This is a genomic window from Holzapfeliella sp. JNUCC 80 (assembly GCF_053667655.1).
The window spans coordinates 986539-1005379 of the sequence record NZ_CM132205.1; the positions used below are offsets into that span (position 1 = coordinate 986539).

The following is an 18841-nucleotide window of genomic DNA, read 5'->3' on the forward strand; positions in this document are numbered from 1 at the left end:
AAATCAAAACTATATATTAATATTATCAAAACAAAAAGCTTTGAACCGTAAGGCTCAAAGCTTTTACAAGATTAATTATTCCCACTCAATAGTTGCAGGTGGCTTAGATGTAATATCGTAGACGACGCGATTAATGTTTTCAACCTCATTTACGATACGAACTGAAATGTGTTGTAACACATCCCATGGAATTTTAGCAAAGTCAGCCGTCATTCCATCAATTGAAGAAACGGCACGAATACCGATTGTGTAGTCATAAGTACGACCATCACCCATAACACCAACTGAACGGAATCCAGGTAATACAGTAAAGTATTGCCATACTTCACGTTCAAGACCAGCGTTTTTGATTTCTTCACGCAAGATATAGTCACTATCACGAACAGCTTTTAATTTTTCTTCAGTTAATTCACCGATAACACGAATCCCAAGACCTGGTCCTGGGAATGGTTGTCTCCAAACAAGGTCTGAAGGCATCCCTAGTTCTTCACCAAGGTGACGAACTTCATCTTTAAATAATGTGTTAAGTGGTTCAATCAAGCTAAATTGCATATCTTCTGGCAATCCACCAACGTTATGGTGACTCTTGATTGTTTCAGCTGTAGCTGTACCACTTTCGATGATATCTGTGTAAAGTGTTCCTTGAGCAAGGAATTCAATTCCATTTAGCTTAGTTGCTTCATCATCGAAGACACGAATAAATTCGTTACCGATAATTTTACGTTTCTTCTCTGGATCGCTAACACCTTCAAGTTTAGACATGAAACGTTCTTTAGCATCGACTTTGATAATGTTAAGTCCGAATTTTCCTTCTAAACTTTCCATTACTTGGTCAGCTTCACCTTTACGTAGTAAACCATGGTCAACGAAAATACTTGTTAGTTGGTCACCAATTGCTTTGTGCAATAATACACCAACAACACTTGAATCAACCCCACCTGAAAGTCCAAGAAGAACTTTCTTGTCACCAACTTTTTCACGGATTTCAGCAACTTGTTGTTCAATAAAGTCACCCATTGTCCAGTTAGCTTCAGCTTTAGCGATTTCAAATGTAAAGTTACGTAAGATATCCATACCATAATCAGTATGACGAACTTCAGTATGGAATTGAATACCGTACATGTTTAATTTTTTGTTTTCAATAGCTGTAATTGGTGCGTTTTTACTTGTTGCCACAATGTCAAAGCCGGCAGGTGCTTCAATCACTAAGTCACCGTGGCTCATCCATACTGTTTGCTCTTTTGGTGTATTAGCAAACAAACGGCTTGTTTCATCTGTTACTTGAATTGGGGCGCGACCATATTCACGGTTATCTGCAGCTTCAACACGTCCGCCTAGTTTGTAAGACATTAATTGAAGACCGTAACAAATACCCAAGATAGGAATACCTAGATTGAAGATTTCAGGATCAATACTGAAAGCACCTTCATCATAGACACTCATTGGTCCACCAGAAAGAATAATCCCTTTAGGATTAATACGTCTGATTTCATCGGCAGAGGTTGTATTAGGTAGTAACTCTGAGTAAACACCTAAATCTCTAATTCTGCGCGTAATCAATTGATTATATTGACTTCCATAATCAAGCACGATAATTTTATCTGCTTGCACACTGTCGATTGCTTTTGACAAATTGGCCACTCCTTTATACTAATTAATAAAAATTATACGTGATATTGTACCACGTTTCAAATAAACTTTTTCTAATACTTACGAAGTAAAACCTGGTCAATGACGTGATGTTCACTCTTGTGCAAAATCACATTTGCGCGTGATTTGGTTGGGGCGATATATTCACGTAAATTAACTAAATTAATATTTTCCCAAACATCTTTTGCCACTTGATAGGCTTTTTCTTCACCCATTTCAACAAACTTTGCATAAAAGTTTGTTGGATCTGTTTTGGCATAATCAAATAATGTCTTAAATCGCTTCAAGAACCAAGATTCGATTAAGTCTTCATCAGCATCTAGGTAAATTGAAAAATCAAAGAATGCTGTGAGAAAAATATCTGAGTTAGGTGGCAACTGTAAAATATTAATTCCCTCAATAATCAAAATATCGGGACAATTTACAACCTCATACTCATCTTTAACAATATCATAAATACTGTGAGAGTAGACATGATATTTAACATTTGATTGCCCTTGTCTAACCTGCAGCAAGAATTCATAGAACTTCTGCATATCATAGCTTTCAGGGAATCCTTTTTGTTCGGTTAAGTTTTGACGTTTTAAGTCTTCATTAGAATACAAAAAGCCATCCGTGGTCATCAATTGCACACTCAATTTTGGGAACAAACGATCAATCAATGTTCTTAGTAATCTTGCAGTCGTACTTTTGCCAACTGCCACGCTTCCCGATATTCCAATAATAAAAGGGCTTTTGTGTTGATTAATTTGTAGGAACTGATTTTGTTTTTGATGTAAGTCACGGCGATTATTCCAGTGAATCTGTAAGAGTTCAATCAACGGATAATAAATTTCACGCACATCTTGCAATGAAATACTATCATTTAATGCTTTTAGTTCTTGTAGTTCATCTTCGCTAATAATTTCTTCAAAATGGTACTCAATTAAATCTTGCCAATCTGCTCTTGAGAAAGCATGGTAATTTTTAATGGGCATTATAAGTCACCTTTTTTTAGTAATTTGAATACGCGTTGATGCGTTTTTTCACGCGTATTCACACGATTTTCAAAGTTTTCTTGCAATAATTCTTCAATATCAGTTTGACCTTCAATTGTGGGTAAAATGACATCTTTGTCGACTGTCACAAAAGTAAACACGGCATAGTTAGTCAGCTTATTGCGACTATTATAGACAGCGGCAAGCACTTCAGCTACACGTTTTTTAGTTTGGAGAACTTGCGCACGAATTGTGATAGTTTCACCCAAATCAATTGGACGCATGAATCGAATCGTATCAACACTTCCTGTCACCATACGAGCGGTTGTTAAAGTTTGAGCAGCACTTGCCATTGTATTATCCAAAATCGCCATCAAGCGACCGCCAAACAAGATGCCACCACTATTCAAATCTGATTCTTCTACGGTAAATTGGTATTGAACCAAAGTTTCTTTCATTAACATTTTTAATCTCTCTTTAAAAAAATTTGTCATTAGGTCTATTGTAATCTACTATTAAATAGATAGAAAGTTTTAAACTCAAAAAGTTAGGAGGGTTCTCATGGCCAAAATCTTACTTTTTGGTGATTCCATTATGGGCGGTTTCAAGAATGGTCGCCACACTTCTGCCATCACCAAACCTATTCAACAAGCTTTTCCAAAAGACACAGTCATTAACGTTTCTATTTCTGGTGCCACAACTGATGACGCTTTAGATTACTTATCTCTTAACGTTCTGAACGCGAAACCACATGTTGTTGTCCTTGCTTTTGGTGCTAATGATGCGGCTGTTAAGCTTGGGATGACTCCCGGACGATTCAACACTAACTTAAATCGGATTATTGAAAAAATCGGTCCAAAAAAAGTCATCTTAGTTTCACCACCATACACCAACTGGCGCGTCGCTTCAAACCAATCATGGCCTCGCATTCTTCAATTTGAATTAGTGGCAGAGCATGTGGCTCACACTTATCATTTGCCTTATCTTGATTTAGCTGAAGAAATGCAAAAAAGCACACATGTTAATCGTTATCTTCAAAAAGATGGTATCCATTTTTCTGATTCTGGTAACCGTTTACTAGTGAAAAAATTAGTTCCATTGATTGCTTCTAAAGTGAAACGCAAAACTTTTAGAAAACGTCACTATTCTGCCAGTAAGAATACCGTAACCAAATAAAAAACCAACAAGTTTAAACTTGTTGGTTTTTTATTTTAACTTAATTTAGCAAATTCTGCCTGAATCCATTGATTTTCATTACCAATTCGGTAATAAGATTGTCCGCCAATTTTCTTTTGAGCAAAGACTAACCAAGAAGTTCCTGGCATAACAGTTTGGGTTGTTATATCACCTGTTGAATCCCTTAAATAAACAGCGTAGTTAGCAGTGGGCGTATTACCTACTGTCGCAATCGCTGTTAAATCGGTTTCAACCGGTTGCAATAAGTACTGAGTTTGAATCCAAAAATTATTGTTATATCCATTAATTCGCGAGTATTTTACATTATCAAACCACTTACTACCAAATACTTGTACTCTACTTTGACTTGGTGTAAAGCTATTTGGGATGGCTTCAACTTGATTATTATCGTCAAATAACCAGTTTTGTACACCGTATCCTGGAATGTAATAAATAGTTGAACTAGTTCCCAAAATACCGTTAATAAATTCTTCTAAGTGATTAACTATCCCTTTAAGTAGCGTCTCGTTTAAAATACTATCAAGTTGGTCTGTCGACGTTGCTTCATCGATTTTAGACAAATTAGATTGCTCAATCTCATCAATTTTTGCTATAACCTGTTGTTTTTCTAAATTAGTCAACTTACTGTTACTTTCAACTTGGTCGCTAATTTTTTGACTCAACTGTTTAATTTTGTCAATGTATAAAGTCTTATCCAAGTGTTCAGGTACAACAGCTGAAACAGGTTCAACTGTCACAAAAGCTTTCTTGCTTTGTTCTCCATAGGAATAAGTTACTTCGTATTTCCCAGGCTTCGTTGTATCTACATTTCCTTGCACTGTCACTTGACTTGCATCAACACTTTTACCATATTTATCTGTAATTTGAATAAATTGGTTTTTTGGAACAAAACTAGTATATTGATCAACACTAGTATCTTGTACAGTTAAACTTTCTTGACTATCAATCCAATTGATATTGTAAATTACCCTTCCTTGTACTTGACTATACTTATCAGAAAATGCATAAGATAACCTTTCAGGCAAGTCGTCTGGTGAAGCTTCAAAAGAAAATTGTCGTACCTTCTCGATATCGTTGTCTTCATCAATATCTTTTTGTTGAACTACACCATCATAAACTTCACTGGGAACAAAACCGTAATCATCACGACTGTCTTCATCAACTAAGAAAAATAAATCTTCATTTTTTAAATTTGGAACCATTTTCTTTTGGTCAAAGTCATACTTATTAACTTTCAATGCACCAGAATTTTCATAACTATTATCGATTGTATACTTTGTGTTATCTTCGGTTGGTTTTACCATAGTTTCATTAATAGTAACTTGTTGATCGTCTGCACTAAAACTAGGATACTCATTATTAATATTCTCAAATGTATAGTTGAGGAGTGGCGTAAAATCTCTAATTTTATTATATGAGAGTGATATTTCTCTTAAATTAGGTAAGTTAGCACTTTTAAATGCAGTAATGTCACTGATTTCGTTGACGTCTGCAGACAAACTATATAAAGATGTTAAATTTGAATTTTTCAAAAAGTTCACATCTACTAAGCTTCCACTGTCTAACGTCAAACTGGTTAGATTGGGCAAGTTAAATCCATTATCAATTTGATTACTGGTTAAATTACTATCTTTGATAGTTATGCTTAATAATGATGTAGGTAAACTATCCGTTATAATTTCTCCTTCAGGTAAATTAACATTGTCCAAAGTCAACTCAGTTAAACTAGTTAGATTTTTAACATCTTGAAAATCATTAATATCAACTGCTTGATTCCCAGGGTCTACATTTAATGTGCGTAACTGCCTGATTTGATCGGCCGTGACCTCATTTTCTTCAATACCAAATTGATCTGCAGTTGCTTTGATAACATAATTTCTTAAATTATCATCTCTGACAATGCTACTTACACTTACATCTTCATTGGCGCTGACAACATTTGAAGCATGTTGAAATGTAAAAGCATTAGCTAAAAAAAAGCTGCAATGATAAAAATTACAAAGTCATATTTTTTAATTCTCATATCAACACCTCTACTTCATCTTTACTTGTACCGTGTATCTAACCCAAATCTAGTTCTAATACAACTTTTTTTCAAATAATTAGCATTAAAAAAACACCTGAAATTTTATTTCAAGTGTTTTTTATTAGTTAATCAATTTCTAACCTGCAAATAGCTTAAATACAATTAGCAGAATTGCTGATAATATTGAAATTGAATTAAACAGCATATGTGTAATAATGGGTACCCATACGTTCTTTGAAACTATATAAGTAAGTGAAAAAACAATACCCGCTGCTGCGTAGGGTAATGTTCCTAAAATACTACCGTTAAAGTTATAAAAATGTGAAGCGCCAAATAAAAAGCTTGATAGGATCATCAACACAATCAAAATCACTTTACTCAAGTGCTTGAAACGGTAAAACATTTCATATCTAAATGCAATTTCTTCCACAAAAGCAACTCCAAGGTTGATGAATCCCACAATCAATGTCATTAATAATCCTAGCCAGTTATCAATTGGGAATGAAAAGGTTGGAAAGTTTTCTGTTTCAGAAATAAATGATTTAAATACTGGACTTACCAAAGCCACAACTGCTTGTAAGATAATATAAGACGCGATAATAATCGCGATGTTTTTCCATTTTGATTGTTTGAATATCTGCCATTGCTCCTTTAGAAACATTCGATAACTTTTAATATCATAGATAAATACTCCAAAGAACCACGCACCCACAACTAGGAAGTATGTATAAGCATTACCTCCCGGTATAAAAGTTGCGATACTCAAAACAACCAAGGTTAGTACAAAATAAACAGATACCGATTTCAGATACTTTGTCATATCTAATTTACTCATCACTATCTTCCTACTTTCTTTAAGTCATTCAACTAAAATTGTAACAACACACAGCCATATGTAAATCCTGCACCAAATCCAACTAATAATACTTTTTTGCCAGTTAAGTCAATTTCACTATTCATTAACTGTGCTAATCCAATTGCCATACCTGCAGCTGAAGTATTCCCATAGTATTCGACATTACGTGCAAATTTATCAATGGGCTGGTTGATTAATTCTGCTAACTTCTCGATTAAACGTAAATTAGCTTGGTGAGTAACATAATAATCAATATCATCCACAGTTAATTCTTTTTTAGCCAAGAAGCTTTCAATATAGCTTGGAATTGTTGAAACAACTTGTTGATAAACACCTCGCCCATGCTGGTGGAAAGCACCAATTGAAGGATAATTATCCACAGATAGGTCTTCAATTGTATTCACACGACCAGAATAAATCAAATCTTGATCATCCACTGTGTATAAATTCTCATCAAGAAATTGAGGTTGGTCGCCAGTTCCTAGCAAAACACCACCTGCACCATCTCCAAAGAACACACTACTTGTTCGGTCTTTGAAATCAAGCATTTTTGAGTTCACATCTGAGGCAATAACTAATACTTTTTTGTATTGACCTGATTGGATGAACTTATCCGCTGTACTCAATGCTGACATGAATCCTGAACAAGCTGTATTCAAATCAAAAGCCCATGCATTTTTTGCTTTCAATTCTTTTTGGATAATAGCCGCTGTGGCTGGAGCTAAACTATCGGGAGTAAAAGTCGCCACAATAATTAAATCAATTTCTTCTGGGTTAGTATTTGTTTGTTTAACCAGTTCAAGTGCAACATCTGTTGCAAGCTGACTGGTGTTTTCACCTTCAAGACTCATTCGGCGTTCTTTAATACCAATATGAGACTGAATCCAGTCATCTGACGTCTCCATAATTTGCGCTAAGTCATCATTTGTGACAATTGTTTTTGGAACTTTGTGAGTTGCTCCGAGTATTTTTGAAAAAACCATGCGGACTCCCTTTTCTTAATTTAAAATTCAATCATTAAAATTATAGCTTAATCATAACCCTTTGACCAAGGCATTTAAAATTTCTTAAAAGTTATGTCAAGCGTTCATGTAAATTACCTTTACAAAAAAAAATACTATGTTATATTTAACTTATTATAGAATAGAGTTAAAAACGACAAGTTAGACGAGTACTGTTTGAACCCTATAAAGCGAATTGAGGATAGTGAAAGCTCAACCTAGGCTCTTTAAACACGAATAACACTTTCTTTGTTTCTAGCTGAACTAATCACTTGATTGTAGTAGGACTAGACGTGACTAATACGTTATCATTAGGGAGTATTTTTGTACTCTTAGAGTGGTTATTTGTAACAATTTGGGTGGTACCGCGAAGTCTTTCGTCCCTTTGATGGATGGAAGGCTTTTTCTTTTGCCTTTTTAGCTCTTAATATTCATAACTTAATGGAGGTTATCCAATGGAAATCGTTTCAGTAAAATCTTTATACCAAAGTCAAACACACGATCAAGAAGTTGAAATCAGCCTAACAGGTTGGTTAAAAACACTTCGTTCATCTAAAAAAATTAGTTTCTTAGAACTTAATGATGGGTCATTTTTGAAAAATGTGCAAGTTATTGCCCTAAAAAACTTGGAAAACTATGACGAAATCACAAAAATGCCAATTAACACAACTGTTAAAGTAACTGGTCATGTTGTGGATACACCTGATGCTAAACAACCCTTTGAAGTGAAAGCCACTTCAGTAACTGTTGAAGGACAATCAGATAGTGATTACCCACTTCAAAAGAAAAGCCACTCTTTTGAATACTTACGTTCAATTGCTCACTTGCGTCCCCGTACAAATACTTTCTACTCAGTGTTTAAAATTCGTTCACTAGCTTCATTTGCTATCCACCAATTCTTCCAAGAACACAACTTTGTTTATGTTAACACACCAATCATCACAAGTAATGATACTGAAGGTGCTGGTGAAATGTTCAGAGTGACAACACTTAATATGAACAACTTACCTAAAGATGATCAAGGAAAAGTAGATGATAGTGAAGACTTCTTCAAAAAACCGGCTAACTTGACTGTTAGTGGTCAATTAAACGGTGAAGCTTTTGCACTGGCTTTCCAAAACATTTACACATTTGGTCCCGCTTTCCGTGCTGAAAACTCACATACTGCTCGTCATGCTTCAGAATTCTGGATGGTTGAACCCGAAATGGCATTTGCTGACTTAGATGCTAATATCGAAGTTGCTGAAGCAATGTTGAAATACGTTGTGAACTACTTACTTGACCATGCCAAAGAAGAACTTGAATTCTTGAACGAAAACATTGATGAAACTTTACTTGAACGTCTAAAAACAACAAGTGAAGAACCTTTTGCTCGTGTTACTTACACCGCTGCAATCGACCTTCTTCAACAAGCAGATGCTGACTTCAAATACCCAGTAAGCTGGGGAATTGATCTTCAAACAGAACATGAACGTTACTTATCAGAAAAAGTCTTTAACCGTCCAGTGTTTGTAACTGACTATCCAAAAGACCTAAAAGCCTTCTACATGCGCGCTAATGAAGATGGCAAAACTGTTGCTGCTGTTGATATGTTAGTTCCTGGTATTGGTGAACTAATCGGTGGTAGTCAACGTGAAGAACGTTATGACGTTCTTGAAGAAAAAATCAAAGAGTTTGGTCTAGATTCAGAAGAATATGAATGGTACCTAGAACTTAGAAAATACGGTGAAACTATGCACTCAGGATTCGGTGTTGGTTTCGAACGTCTTCTAATGTACGTCACAGGTATGGAAAACATTCGTGATGTTATCCCATTCCCAAGAACACCAGGTAATGCTGAATTTTAAAAATATTAAAAATCTGTCATAGCACTTGTTATGACAGATTTTTTAATTATTTTTTTAGTTATTAATTTTTTCTAAAATGGAGAGTAATAATTTGTCGATTTCCTAAATTCACTGTTTACTAGATATGTAAGAAAATACATTACTATTAATGTATTTAGAATTAGGAGATATGACATGAAAAAAATACTTTCAAATAATAATTATAAATTTATCATAATTTCACTGTTTATTACTTTATTAGCATCATCAACAATTTCACGACCGACCATATTGGCTGCACAAAATAAAAGTCCAATTGCATTTAATATCAGTAACAACTTTAACCAAGCTACATTGGCTAATAATACCGACACAAAATATATCAAAATTTCTATCCCCAGAGGCCAAGTTGAAAGTCTAAAAACTTCTGACTCTATCACCATCAACCTTCCAGTAATTGTTGTTCCAAACTCAACAACCATTTTAGGTGGAACAGGTAATGAAACCATTGTACAAAATGGTAATCAAGCTGTTCTGAACTTCAATAGAGATTTAGATCTTTCACAAGCCACTCAAAATATTGATTGGTATATCACATTTAAAGTCACCGCACAAAATCAAGATAGAGAATATCCCGTAAGTATTACTTTAAATCATCAAAATACAGATTATACCCTTTCAAACTCTGCTGTTATAACAAATACAACGAATATCGGCCCTTCTGGAACATGGATTGTGGGATCAGGCTATCAAAATGATAATCTAGTTTTCGCTGATGGTACAATTAACTCACTTTTAACTCAAGATCCAAGTGACGACACTAATAAGTATGCAACTTTTACAAACGAAGGACCTTATATTAGTGGAAGCGCTATTTATAATATTTTAGGCAACGCCAAAACTGATAATGGTGCCGTTTGGTTTAAATTAGATGATAATCTAGATTTAGCAAAAATTTACATGTGGAATAGAATGGATGGTAAAAAACCTATTCTAGTCACACGGGATACCACCTCGCGTGTCGTTTATACTAGTGATGATAAACGTGAGGGATACATTGAACTAAATTCAAGTGAACTTCAAGAACGTGCTTTGCAAATCGCGGTTGTTGCCAAAACAAGAGATAACTTACCTGCTGATGGCAGAAGTAAAACTTACCATTTATCTATGAACGCTTTATACCATTTCAATCCGTTATTTAAAAACAAAGAAATCTACGACACGATTATCAACCCAGATAATGGTAAATTCAAACCAAATATTCAATTGAACTATGGTAATAATGTTAGATTAGATACCTACAGTAATTTTGATTTTTCCAAATTAGCAACAATTACCGATACCTATGATGGAGATATTACCGACAAAGTTTTGCCTACAATTACTCGAAATAATAATATCGTGACAAACTTTAATTCAAAAGAACCTGGACAATATAACTTTAACTATAGTTATACGAATAGCCACGGTATTCGTTCTTCTAAAGACGTCGCTGTTACCATTTCAGAGTACAACCCAGCAAATGATCCCGATTATGAATTTAAAAATTTAACCTTAATTGCTGGACCTAAAGCAACTTGGAATATAAACGATAACATCGTTAAAGCATTCAATCCGCCTTATTATGAAATAGACAATGATGAAAATTTAACTTCTATTGATACTAGAATACCCGGTATACATTCAATCTATTTCGCTGAATATGACTATCAAAACAATACTATTGGAGCGCCTTTGGGAACAGTTACTGTTAATGTTTTGCCCACGAAAGCAAAAATAACCAGTAAGAATTCTAGAGTAGAAGCTGGAAATAATTGGAATCCAAATGATAATCTAATTGAAATACGTGACGCTTATGGTAACCCCGTTCCTTTTGATATTAATTCTATTTCCGGATCTGTTAACAAAAATGTAGAGGGAGATTATCCTATCACTTACTCTTATGAAGACATTGCTGGTAATAGATTTACTAGTGACTTCATTGTCTCTGTTTATCGTGCTGATTTAGCTAGTATCAATTTTGAAAAAAACAACAATAATGATTATCTAGTAACACCAATTAACTCAGAAGGTCGAAATTATAAACCAGGTACAACTGTTTCATTGCCTGGATTCGCTGATCTTTTTACAGTTAATGAAAACGGTTCGTTCAGCTTACCAAATGATAGCTTACCTACGACAGAAACAAGCGGTGATGCTTTTATTGTTCATCCTCTAAGATCTAATAGTATTAGAGTTAATATTCCTACAAGATCTACTCCTACTCCTACTCCTACTCCTACTCCTACTCCTACTCCTACTCCTACTCCTCAAGATGACACTCATCCAACCTCTTTACAATCAGGATTAGTTCATTACTTTACTGATTATGGAGTTAAGCTTTGGACTTTAGATGAGAATAATAGGGTGGTACCTTTAAGTAATTACCAACCTGCTAATACTTATGTTCAGTACTATGGTGATTTTACAGTAGCGGATAATATCAAATATCTTAGATTGGCTGGTACAAACCAGACAATATTGATGCAAGCTCAATACCTCTTAGATCCTAAAAACATACCTGAAATAGTCCTCAACACAACACTTACTGCAGGTAACGCGCCTTATAATATCTCCTTGCGTGATAGTAATGGTAATTTAACTTCTAATGTTGTTGAACCTAACACTTCATGGAAAGTATTTGCCAAAAAATCATTCTATGGACACACTTATTATCGTATAGGTAATAATAACCAATGGATTGAAGATACTTATGTTACTTCAATTAACTAACTTTTTTAATTAAAAGATAAAATCATCAAAGCAATTATATGATACTGAATAGCTACAGCATTCGCTGAAAACTATCCAGTATCTTTTTTGTATCTTATTACTTCATACTTTGAATAAACATTTTTATAGTTAATGCTATTGCATAACATGTAAAAAACTTTCAGTTTTTAAATTTGTAAAACACCCCATTTTATTAAGAAACTAGTTTACTAAATCGTCTTTGAAGTGTCTTAAGACCAATACCTGTCTGTTCTTCAATAGCTTTATACGTTAAACCTTGCTTTCTTAATTGGTAAGCTATCCTTATTTGTTTATCAGTATATTTTTGTGGTCGACCTTCTTTGAAATTAGGATTGTTCTCTTTTGCATAAGCTTTACCTTCTTGCGTTCGAGAAACTATCATGTCACGTTCAAATTGAGCAAACACACTAAAAATAGTAAACGTCAGTCTTCCTGTAGGTGTGTCATCTATGGTTCCCATATTTAAGACATTTATTTTAACACCCCTGTTGAATAAGCTTTCCACTAGTCGCAATGCTTCGGTTGTATTTCTAGCTAATCTATCTAATTTAGTCACTATAAGAATATCTTCTTTTTGTATGTTGTTCATCAAATGATCAAGTTGCGGTCTGTTTATTGTAGTCCCTGTGAACTTTTCTTGATAAATTTTGTCCGCTCCAGCATTTTTCAACATACTGACCTGATTCTTTACTGTTTGCGAATCTGTGCTGACTCTAGCATAACCATACTTCAAAAGATCATCCTCTCTCAGCTTGTCTAATTTAACTGTTTTAATCATTTTATAAGATAACGAAAAAGGACACAACTTAACAGTTGTGTCCTTTTATATTATGCAAGTGAAGTATATCATATTATTCTTTATTTTTTCTAATTTTGACATTTAATTTCTCTCTTTTTGAAAAAAATATGATCTTTTCCAAAAAGACATAACTTTTGAGTTATGTCTTACTAATAATAGGGAGGAATATATCATGCATAAATCAAAAAAACTGTTAAAACTAGTGTTATTGTCAACATTTTCAGCTACAATTTTAACTCAAATCGCTACTTCTCAGGTTAATCATTTAACCTATGCAGCTGAACAAACATCACAACAAAATAATCAGGACTTAACATTAGCTCCTAACACTATTGAAAATGATAGTATTTTAAAACAAAAAGGACTAAATATCGAAAACATCCAGGCTAATAATCCTTTAGGAGTTGCTTCATTATTTCATATTTTTGCCAATAATATAAGTTTAACAACCGATACAAATGGAAACTTTGCCACACGTAATTTAATCAGATCCAACGACTTTGGAACCCGCGGTGAATCATTTAACCAAATCGCAGGAGATATCTATTATATTCAAAATATTAACCAACCACTAATGAGTAATGCTTTTAGAAATAATACTTATAATCATGTTATTTTGGGAAAAGATGTACCGACTTCAACAGAAAACGGACAATTAAAAATTACCGGTACAACTGTCAACAACCTTAATACAACGAATACATTCAAAGAAAATGACTCTTCGACATATATTAATTTTGACAATACTTTCAGTAATTTAAAAAATAAATCAACAACATATAGTAACCAATCAGACACAGTGGGAGTTGTTAAAAATTTTTCAGATATGAATAATCGTAGCATTGATTTATCCGATGCCAAATCACTACAATCAGATGATAATATATTTGTTTCAATTCCATTCGACTACCTTTCAGCTCCTCAACCAATAACAATCAAAGGCATTCCTAGCAAGCTGAATGCTTCATCTATTATTATTAATGTCACAAATATACCTAACAGCTATGCTTCAATTTCAACACAAACTAGTCTTCGATATGATGATGGCTCTTCTATAGCTAATAGTGAATCACATAGCAAGCCTAATCATATTATTTGGAACTTTGGTAACGGCAACCAAATAATTAACGTAGCAAGCGGTCGATTCATGGGAAGTATATTAGCACCGAATGCTACTATAAATGCTAACGTGAATGTAGATGGTAATATTATTGCAGATTCAGTAAATATTTCAGGTGGTGAGTCCCACAGATGGGATACTCAAACACCTTCAAACCCTACTCAACCTTCTGAGCCTTCAAACCCTACTCAGCCTTCTGAAAAACCCAAACTACCTCAAACAGGAGAATCAAATGTATTATCCAATCTATTAATGATATTAGGAGTGGGGGCTATTTCTCTAGCTACCGCTCTAGGTATCTTCATTAAAAAGATAATTGATTAAACTAAAAAGGGCAAAATAAAAAAGACATTATAACTTTAAAAGTTATAATGTCTTTTTTTATTTTACTTTTGTTTTAACTTCATACAGACTTTCATCTATATCTTCTAATAATCGGCTTTTTTGACCGGTGTATAAAATAGCCAAAGTATGCATTGCGCGAGAAGCGATTGTATAGACCAGTTGGCGTTCACTTTCTTTTTGATAAACCACGTCTGAAGCATTGTACATGACAACACTATCAAACTCAAGTCCCTTAGCCAAATAAGCTGGCACAATTAACGTCCCTTCAACTAAACGTTGGTTTTCAGAACCAATTAAGGTACTTTTGACACCTTTTTGTTTCAATTGATTAAAGACGTCTTTGCTTTCTTGTAGTGACTTGGTAATAACGGCTGTTGTTAACCCTTTATCGGCTTGTGCAGTTAGTTGGTCAGCTAATTCATCAACCATTTCTGCTTCATCTGAACAGGCAACCATCACAGGTTTTGGCCCGATACGTTCAAAAGCTGTGATTTTTTGACCATTACGCAAAATACCACGTGTAAAGTCAGTCACTTGCTTGGTTGAACGATAAGAAGTAGTTAACTGTGTCACACTTGTTTTTTCTGGATCAAATAAGTGTGAAATATCAGCTAATAAACGTTGGTTTGGTTCTGTTGCCAAAATTGTTTGGTTCAAATCACCCAGCATAGTAAAACGAGCATTTGGGAAATTGAATTTCAAATAAGCAATTTGGAAAGGTGTGTAATCTTGAATTTCATCAATAAACACAAATTTCATTGAACGTTCGCCAGTTTTACCTGTTAACAAATCATAAAGATATAAGTAACAAGAAACATCTTCAATTGGCAGTTCTTTTGCTTTCATTTTGGCTAGTGTTTGCTTAACTTCTGCTTGCCATTCTTCAGTTGTTACCTCGTGCTCTTCTAAATCAAAGATACGTGGTACTTGTTGCATAAAGTGGTTATATTGTGCTGAGAAGTTGATAAAACGGAAATTATTAATATATTTTGCCACTGATTCAAGACTTTCAGTCACGATACGTTTGGCGATAAATTTGTATTCATCATCACCTGATTCAAATTCTTGATCAGGTTGTTGATAAAACATACGTAGTTGTTCTTCACTTAACCCTTCAATCATTTCTTGAACCCATTTCTTCTTCATTTCAGAAGAAACACGGCGGTTTAAGATTTTGATTAATTCTTCTTTTGTGGCTTCAATACGGTTCATTAACTTATAGTTTTCATTGAACCCGTAGTAAATTTCTTTGATTTTTTCCTTATCAATGAAAGATTCACCGCGGAATTTAATATTGCGGAATTGAACACCACCACGAGCTAGACGATTACCATAACGTGTTAATAAGTTGAAGAATGCATAACTAGATTTTAAGTTTGTAATTTTTTCACTTGCATCTGATTGTGCTTGTTCAAATTGTTGGAATAGGTTTTGAACTTTAAAATTAGGTACACGACGGGATGCAAATTGCCAATAAGTCATCTGTACCATATTTTGTTCACCTAATTCAGGCAACACATTCTGCACGTAATCATTGAATAGTTGGTTAGGTGAAAACATAATGACTTGATCACTTGTCAAGTTACCACGATAACGATAAAGCAGATACGCAATACGTTGCAATACCGCACTTGTCTTACCAGAACCCGCAGCTCCTTGAACGAATAATAAATCAGAATCAGTATCACGAATAATGGCATTTTGTTCTTGTTGGATTGTTGTGACAATTGTCTTCATTTGTGAAGATGACTTTTCATTCAAGACTTCAAGCAACATTTGATCGCCAATTGTTTCCTGTGTATCAAACATGTTTTCAATTTGACCATCTTTAATAATAAATTGACGCTTCAAGGATAAATTAACATCTTGCTTACCTTCAGGCGAATTATACGTCACATCCCCTAATTTACCATCATAGTAGATTGATGAAATCGGTGCTCGCCAATCATAAACCAGGAATTCATCTTTATCATTAGTAAATGAACTCAACCCAATATAAATTGTTTCAGGTCCTGGTTCCCCTTTTTCTTTAAAATCGACACGAGCAAAATAAGGATTATTTTCTAATTTTTCAAGCACATCTAAGCGGCCACTTGCGTGTTGCCAACTATTGTTTCTTTCCATCAACATTTGTTGCTGCTGACGAATGGATAAAGCGGTTTCAATCGTTGTTGAATCACCGACATAATTAATTTTTACATCATCATAAAAATGCTCATTCAGACTTTTTTCTTCTGTTTTCGCACGTTTAATTGACTGATTTAATTTTTTTTGACGCTTGTTAATTTCCCCTATCACATGGTCCAAACGAGTCTGTTCATCCCTGCGACTTTGCGTATTGTTACTTGTCATAAACTCACAACCTTACTATATTTTCCCTAAAAAATTTACTAAATATGATACCATAATTTTTTCATTAATAGCAACGACTATTCATTATCCTTAACCAAATTATTAAAAAATAAAATTTTCTACTTACATAAAATTTAACCTCAGGTGTATACTAATCTAAATTGAAAAAAGGAGTCGTTGTGACATGACCAATAAAGAATTAGTTAAACAATTTTATGATGATGTATTTTCAAATGGTGATCTTTCAAAGTTAAATGACTATATGAAAGAAGACTATATTCAACACAACCCTACAGTTGAAGATGGACGCGATGGATTCAAAAAATTCATCGAAAAATTCCTAACATTCAACCCTAAAATTGATATCATTCAATTATCTGGAGATGGCGACTTAGTTTATGTTTTCTTCAAATGTACAATGGGCAACGGTCACATCAACAAAGTTTGTGACATTTATCGCCTAGAAGATGGCAAGCTAGCTGAACACTGGGACATCTTACAACACAATGTTGAAGATGTTGAATCAGTTAATAATAATGGTATCTTTTAAAAAAACTCCTCAAATATTTGAGGAGTTTTTTATTTTAAGGACCATTGGTAATTGACCACGTTGCAGTTGCTGTGTATGACTTTGCATAAAGACTATCTGGATAGACAATTAATTTTACACCTTCACTTGGTTTTTTTATAATCGCAAACTTGCCACTTCTTTTTTGACTTTCCGAAACAAATGTAAAAGTCGTATTAGGCGCATAAGCCTGTTCTCCCATCATGTACATTGTTTTTAATGTATGGTTTTCAGATTGGAATTCTGAGATTGACAAACTAATACTCAAACTTGAAGTCGCACTGGCATTCATCAAAACTAATAACCCCTCAATCACTTGATCATCAATCGTTTCATAAATACTTTCTCGTGATCGAATGAACTGCACCCCAAAGTCTAAATGAGGCAAACTAGTAATCGTAACCTCACTTAAATTATCAAATAAATTAGTCATATTAAAGATGGCTGTATCAACTAAGTTCTCGATAACTTCTAAAGTGCTATTTTCAAACGCTGTTTGGCTATTAACTTGCTCAATAGTATCATTAACAATGCTTTCAATCTGATGGTTAGCTGTAGCTTTAAAATTTTGGCTCAAGCCAGAGCCATTTATTTTATTGATTAGTGATTCAGATGCTCGCTTCAATCGTGTAATATCTTCTTCTTTTTCAGTTTTGAGTAACTCTTCATTATATAGCTGGCCAAAATTTTCATATTGTAAAATTCTAACTGCTTCAAATGAAGGATAAACTGGCCGTCTAACTTCCGTACTAGAGACCATGTAACTGGCAATAAAAGCTTCTTGTGGTATAAATGAACGTTTTAAAGTGATGTAGATATTTGCATCCCCACCATTATAACCACTACCCAAATAAACACCTGAAGAAAACACCTTGTGTCCATCTGAATCTTGTCTAATTCTATTTTCAAAATTATATTTTTGTTTATCTTTAGAAGGTTTAGGATCAGCCTTTGCTCCAACGGGTGTAATACTAATTCCCGAAACTAAATCTTCTAATTCTTGAGAAAACTTAACTCGATATTCTAGATACCTTTCCGCCCCACCTTTTGTGATGGGATACCCGTATTGATACACTAGTTGAAATTGACCATTGCCCAACTTTCTTAATCGCGGGGTTGAAATTGAAATATTAGAAGGCAAAAAAGGATATCTACGTTTATTTGTTGCACTTCTTTCTCTACCACCAACTTCATTCTCATAATCAACATCTGAGAATCCATACATTGTGGTTGTTGCGGCATTAACTATTTTAAAGTCATAGTACCCTATCATAGCGGCAAAAAATAGCATGCTCAAAAAAAGCATACTCTTGTTACCAATCTTATTTCTA

14 protein-coding genes are annotated in these 18841 nt (G+C 34.1%); 5 read left to right on the plus strand and 9 right to left on the minus strand.

The genetic code is table 11. The features are described from left to right. Nucleotides 1-75 precede the first annotated feature (75 nt). The 3 genes from guaA to JNUCC80_RS04950 all read right to left on the minus strand — a co-directional run bounded on the left by guaA (nucleotide 76) and on the right by JNUCC80_RS04950 (nucleotide 3091). Entirely contained in the window at nucleotides 76-1632 is a 1557-nt protein-coding gene (gene guaA / locus JNUCC80_RS04940) for a glutamine-hydrolyzing GMP synthase (protein ID WP_454152768.1), read from the minus strand. 71 nt (nucleotides 1633-1703) lie between these two features. Continuing rightward, the gene (coaA, locus tag JNUCC80_RS04945) at nucleotides 1704-2627 is read right to left on the minus strand and encodes a type I pantothenate kinase (RefSeq protein ID WP_454152769.1); all 924 of its coding nucleotides are present in this window, start codon (nucleotides 2625-2627) and stop codon (nucleotides 1704-1706) included. Then, nucleotides 2627-3091, minus strand: coding sequence for an acyl-CoA thioesterase (locus tag JNUCC80_RS04950; RefSeq protein ID WP_454152770.1), 465 nt, complete (start codon nucleotides 3089-3091; stop codon nucleotides 2627-2629). Before JNUCC80_RS04950 ends, coaA begins: the two co-directional genes overlap by 1 nt. Before the next feature lie 97 nt (nucleotides 3092-3188). On the opposite strand from JNUCC80_RS04950, the gene JNUCC80_RS04955 reads away from it, so the two are divergent. Further along, on the plus strand, nucleotides 3189-3803 hold the full coding sequence (locus JNUCC80_RS04955) for an SGNH/GDSL hydrolase family protein (RefSeq protein WP_454152771.1): 615 nt from the start codon (nucleotides 3189-3191) through the stop codon (nucleotides 3801-3803). A gap of 35 nt (nucleotides 3804-3838) precedes the next feature. Here the strand turns inward: JNUCC80_RS04955 and JNUCC80_RS04960 are convergent, their stop codons facing one another. The 3 genes from JNUCC80_RS04960 to JNUCC80_RS04970 form a co-directional block, all read right to left on the minus strand. Next, nucleotides 3839-5533, minus strand: a complete 1695-nt coding sequence (locus JNUCC80_RS04960) for a bacterial Ig-like domain-containing protein (protein WP_454152772.1) — start codon at nucleotides 5531-5533, stop codon at nucleotides 3839-3841. 453 nt (nucleotides 5534-5986) lie between these two features. Beyond that, a complete protein-coding gene (locus JNUCC80_RS04965; RefSeq protein ID WP_454152773.1) occupies nucleotides 5987-6685 on the minus strand; it encodes a CPBP family intramembrane glutamic endopeptidase in 699 nt (232 codons plus the stop codon). Between the two features lie 32 nt (nucleotides 6686-6717). Beyond that, on the minus strand, nucleotides 6718-7689 hold the full coding sequence (locus JNUCC80_RS04970; protein ID WP_454152774.1) for a beta-ketoacyl-ACP synthase III: 972 nt from the start codon (nucleotides 7687-7689) through the stop codon (nucleotides 6718-6720). Between the two features lie 473 nt (nucleotides 7690-8162). Between JNUCC80_RS04970 and asnS the strand changes: the two genes are divergently transcribed. After that, a complete protein-coding gene (asnS, locus tag JNUCC80_RS04975) occupies nucleotides 8163-9554 on the plus strand; it encodes an asparagine--tRNA ligase (protein WP_454152775.1) in 1392 nt (463 codons plus the stop codon). A 174-nt stretch (nucleotides 9555-9728) separates the two neighbouring features. Then, nucleotides 9729-12305, plus strand: coding sequence for a bacterial Ig-like domain-containing protein (locus JNUCC80_RS04980; protein WP_454152776.1), 2577 nt, complete (start codon nucleotides 9729-9731; stop codon nucleotides 12303-12305). A gap of 193 nt (nucleotides 12306-12498) precedes the next feature. Here JNUCC80_RS04980 and JNUCC80_RS04985 read toward each other — a convergent pair whose 3' ends face one another. Beyond that, nucleotides 12499-13059, minus strand: coding sequence for a recombinase family protein (locus JNUCC80_RS04985; RefSeq protein ID WP_454152778.1), 561 nt, complete (start codon nucleotides 13057-13059; stop codon nucleotides 12499-12501). Between the two features lie 238 nt (nucleotides 13060-13297). On the opposite strand from JNUCC80_RS04985, the gene JNUCC80_RS04990 reads away from it, so the two are divergent. Beyond that, nucleotides 13298-14569, plus strand: a complete 1272-nt coding sequence (locus JNUCC80_RS04990; protein WP_454152779.1) for a collagen-binding domain-containing protein — start codon at nucleotides 13298-13300, stop codon at nucleotides 14567-14569. A 57-nt stretch (nucleotides 14570-14626) separates the two neighbouring features. Here the strand turns inward: JNUCC80_RS04990 and helD are convergent, their stop codons facing one another. Then, nucleotides 14627-16942 (minus strand): RNA polymerase recycling motor HelD, encoded by a 2316-nt coding sequence (gene helD, locus JNUCC80_RS04995; protein WP_454152780.1) that lies wholly within the window; start codon nucleotides 16940-16942, stop codon nucleotides 14627-14629. 184 nt (nucleotides 16943-17126) lie between these two features. Here helD and JNUCC80_RS05000 point away from each other — a divergent pair, with 184 nt between their 5' ends. Beyond that, complete coding sequence (locus tag JNUCC80_RS05000; RefSeq protein WP_454152781.1) at nucleotides 17127-17492, plus strand: nuclear transport factor 2 family protein; 366 nt, start codon at nucleotides 17127-17129, stop codon at nucleotides 17490-17492. 34 nt (nucleotides 17493-17526) lie between these two features. Here the strand turns inward: JNUCC80_RS05000 and JNUCC80_RS05005 are convergent, their stop codons facing one another. Next, nucleotides 17527-18807, minus strand: a complete 1281-nt coding sequence (locus tag JNUCC80_RS05005) for a hypothetical protein (protein ID WP_454152782.1) — start codon at nucleotides 18805-18807, stop codon at nucleotides 17527-17529. Nucleotides 18808-18841 lie beyond the last annotated feature (34 nt).

Coding starts and splice junctions, on each gene's coding strand:
- JNUCC80_RS04970 (WP_454152774.1), bottom strand. CDS start 7,689: ATGGTTTTTTCAAAAATACTCGGAGCAACTCACAAAGTTCCAAAAACA.
- JNUCC80_RS04950 (WP_454152770.1), bottom strand. CDS start 3,091: ATGTTAATGAAAGAAACTTTGGTTCAATACCAATTTACCGTAGAAGAA.
- JNUCC80_RS04965 (WP_454152773.1), bottom strand. CDS start 6,685: ATGAGTAAATTAGATATGACAAAGTATCTGAAATCGGTATCTGTTTAT.
- helD (WP_454152780.1), bottom strand. CDS start 16,942: ATGACAAGTAACAATACGCAAAGTCGCAGGGATGAACAGACTCGTTTG.
- JNUCC80_RS04955 (WP_454152771.1), top strand. CDS start 3,189: ATGGCCAAAATCTTACTTTTTGGTGATTCCATTATGGGCGGTTTCAAG.
- JNUCC80_RS04980 (WP_454152776.1), top strand. CDS start 9,729: ATGAAAAAAATACTTTCAAATAATAATTATAAATTTATCATAATTTCA.
- coaA (WP_454152769.1), bottom strand. CDS start 2,627: ATGCCCATTAAAAATTACCATGCTTTCTCAAGAGCAGATTGGCAAGAT.
- JNUCC80_RS05000 (WP_454152781.1), top strand. CDS start 17,127: ATGACCAATAAAGAATTAGTTAAACAATTTTATGATGATGTATTTTCA.
- asnS (WP_454152775.1), top strand. CDS start 8,163: ATGGAAATCGTTTCAGTAAAATCTTTATACCAAAGTCAAACACACGAT.
- JNUCC80_RS04990 (WP_454152779.1), top strand. CDS start 13,298: ATGCATAAATCAAAAAAACTGTTAAAACTAGTGTTATTGTCAACATTT.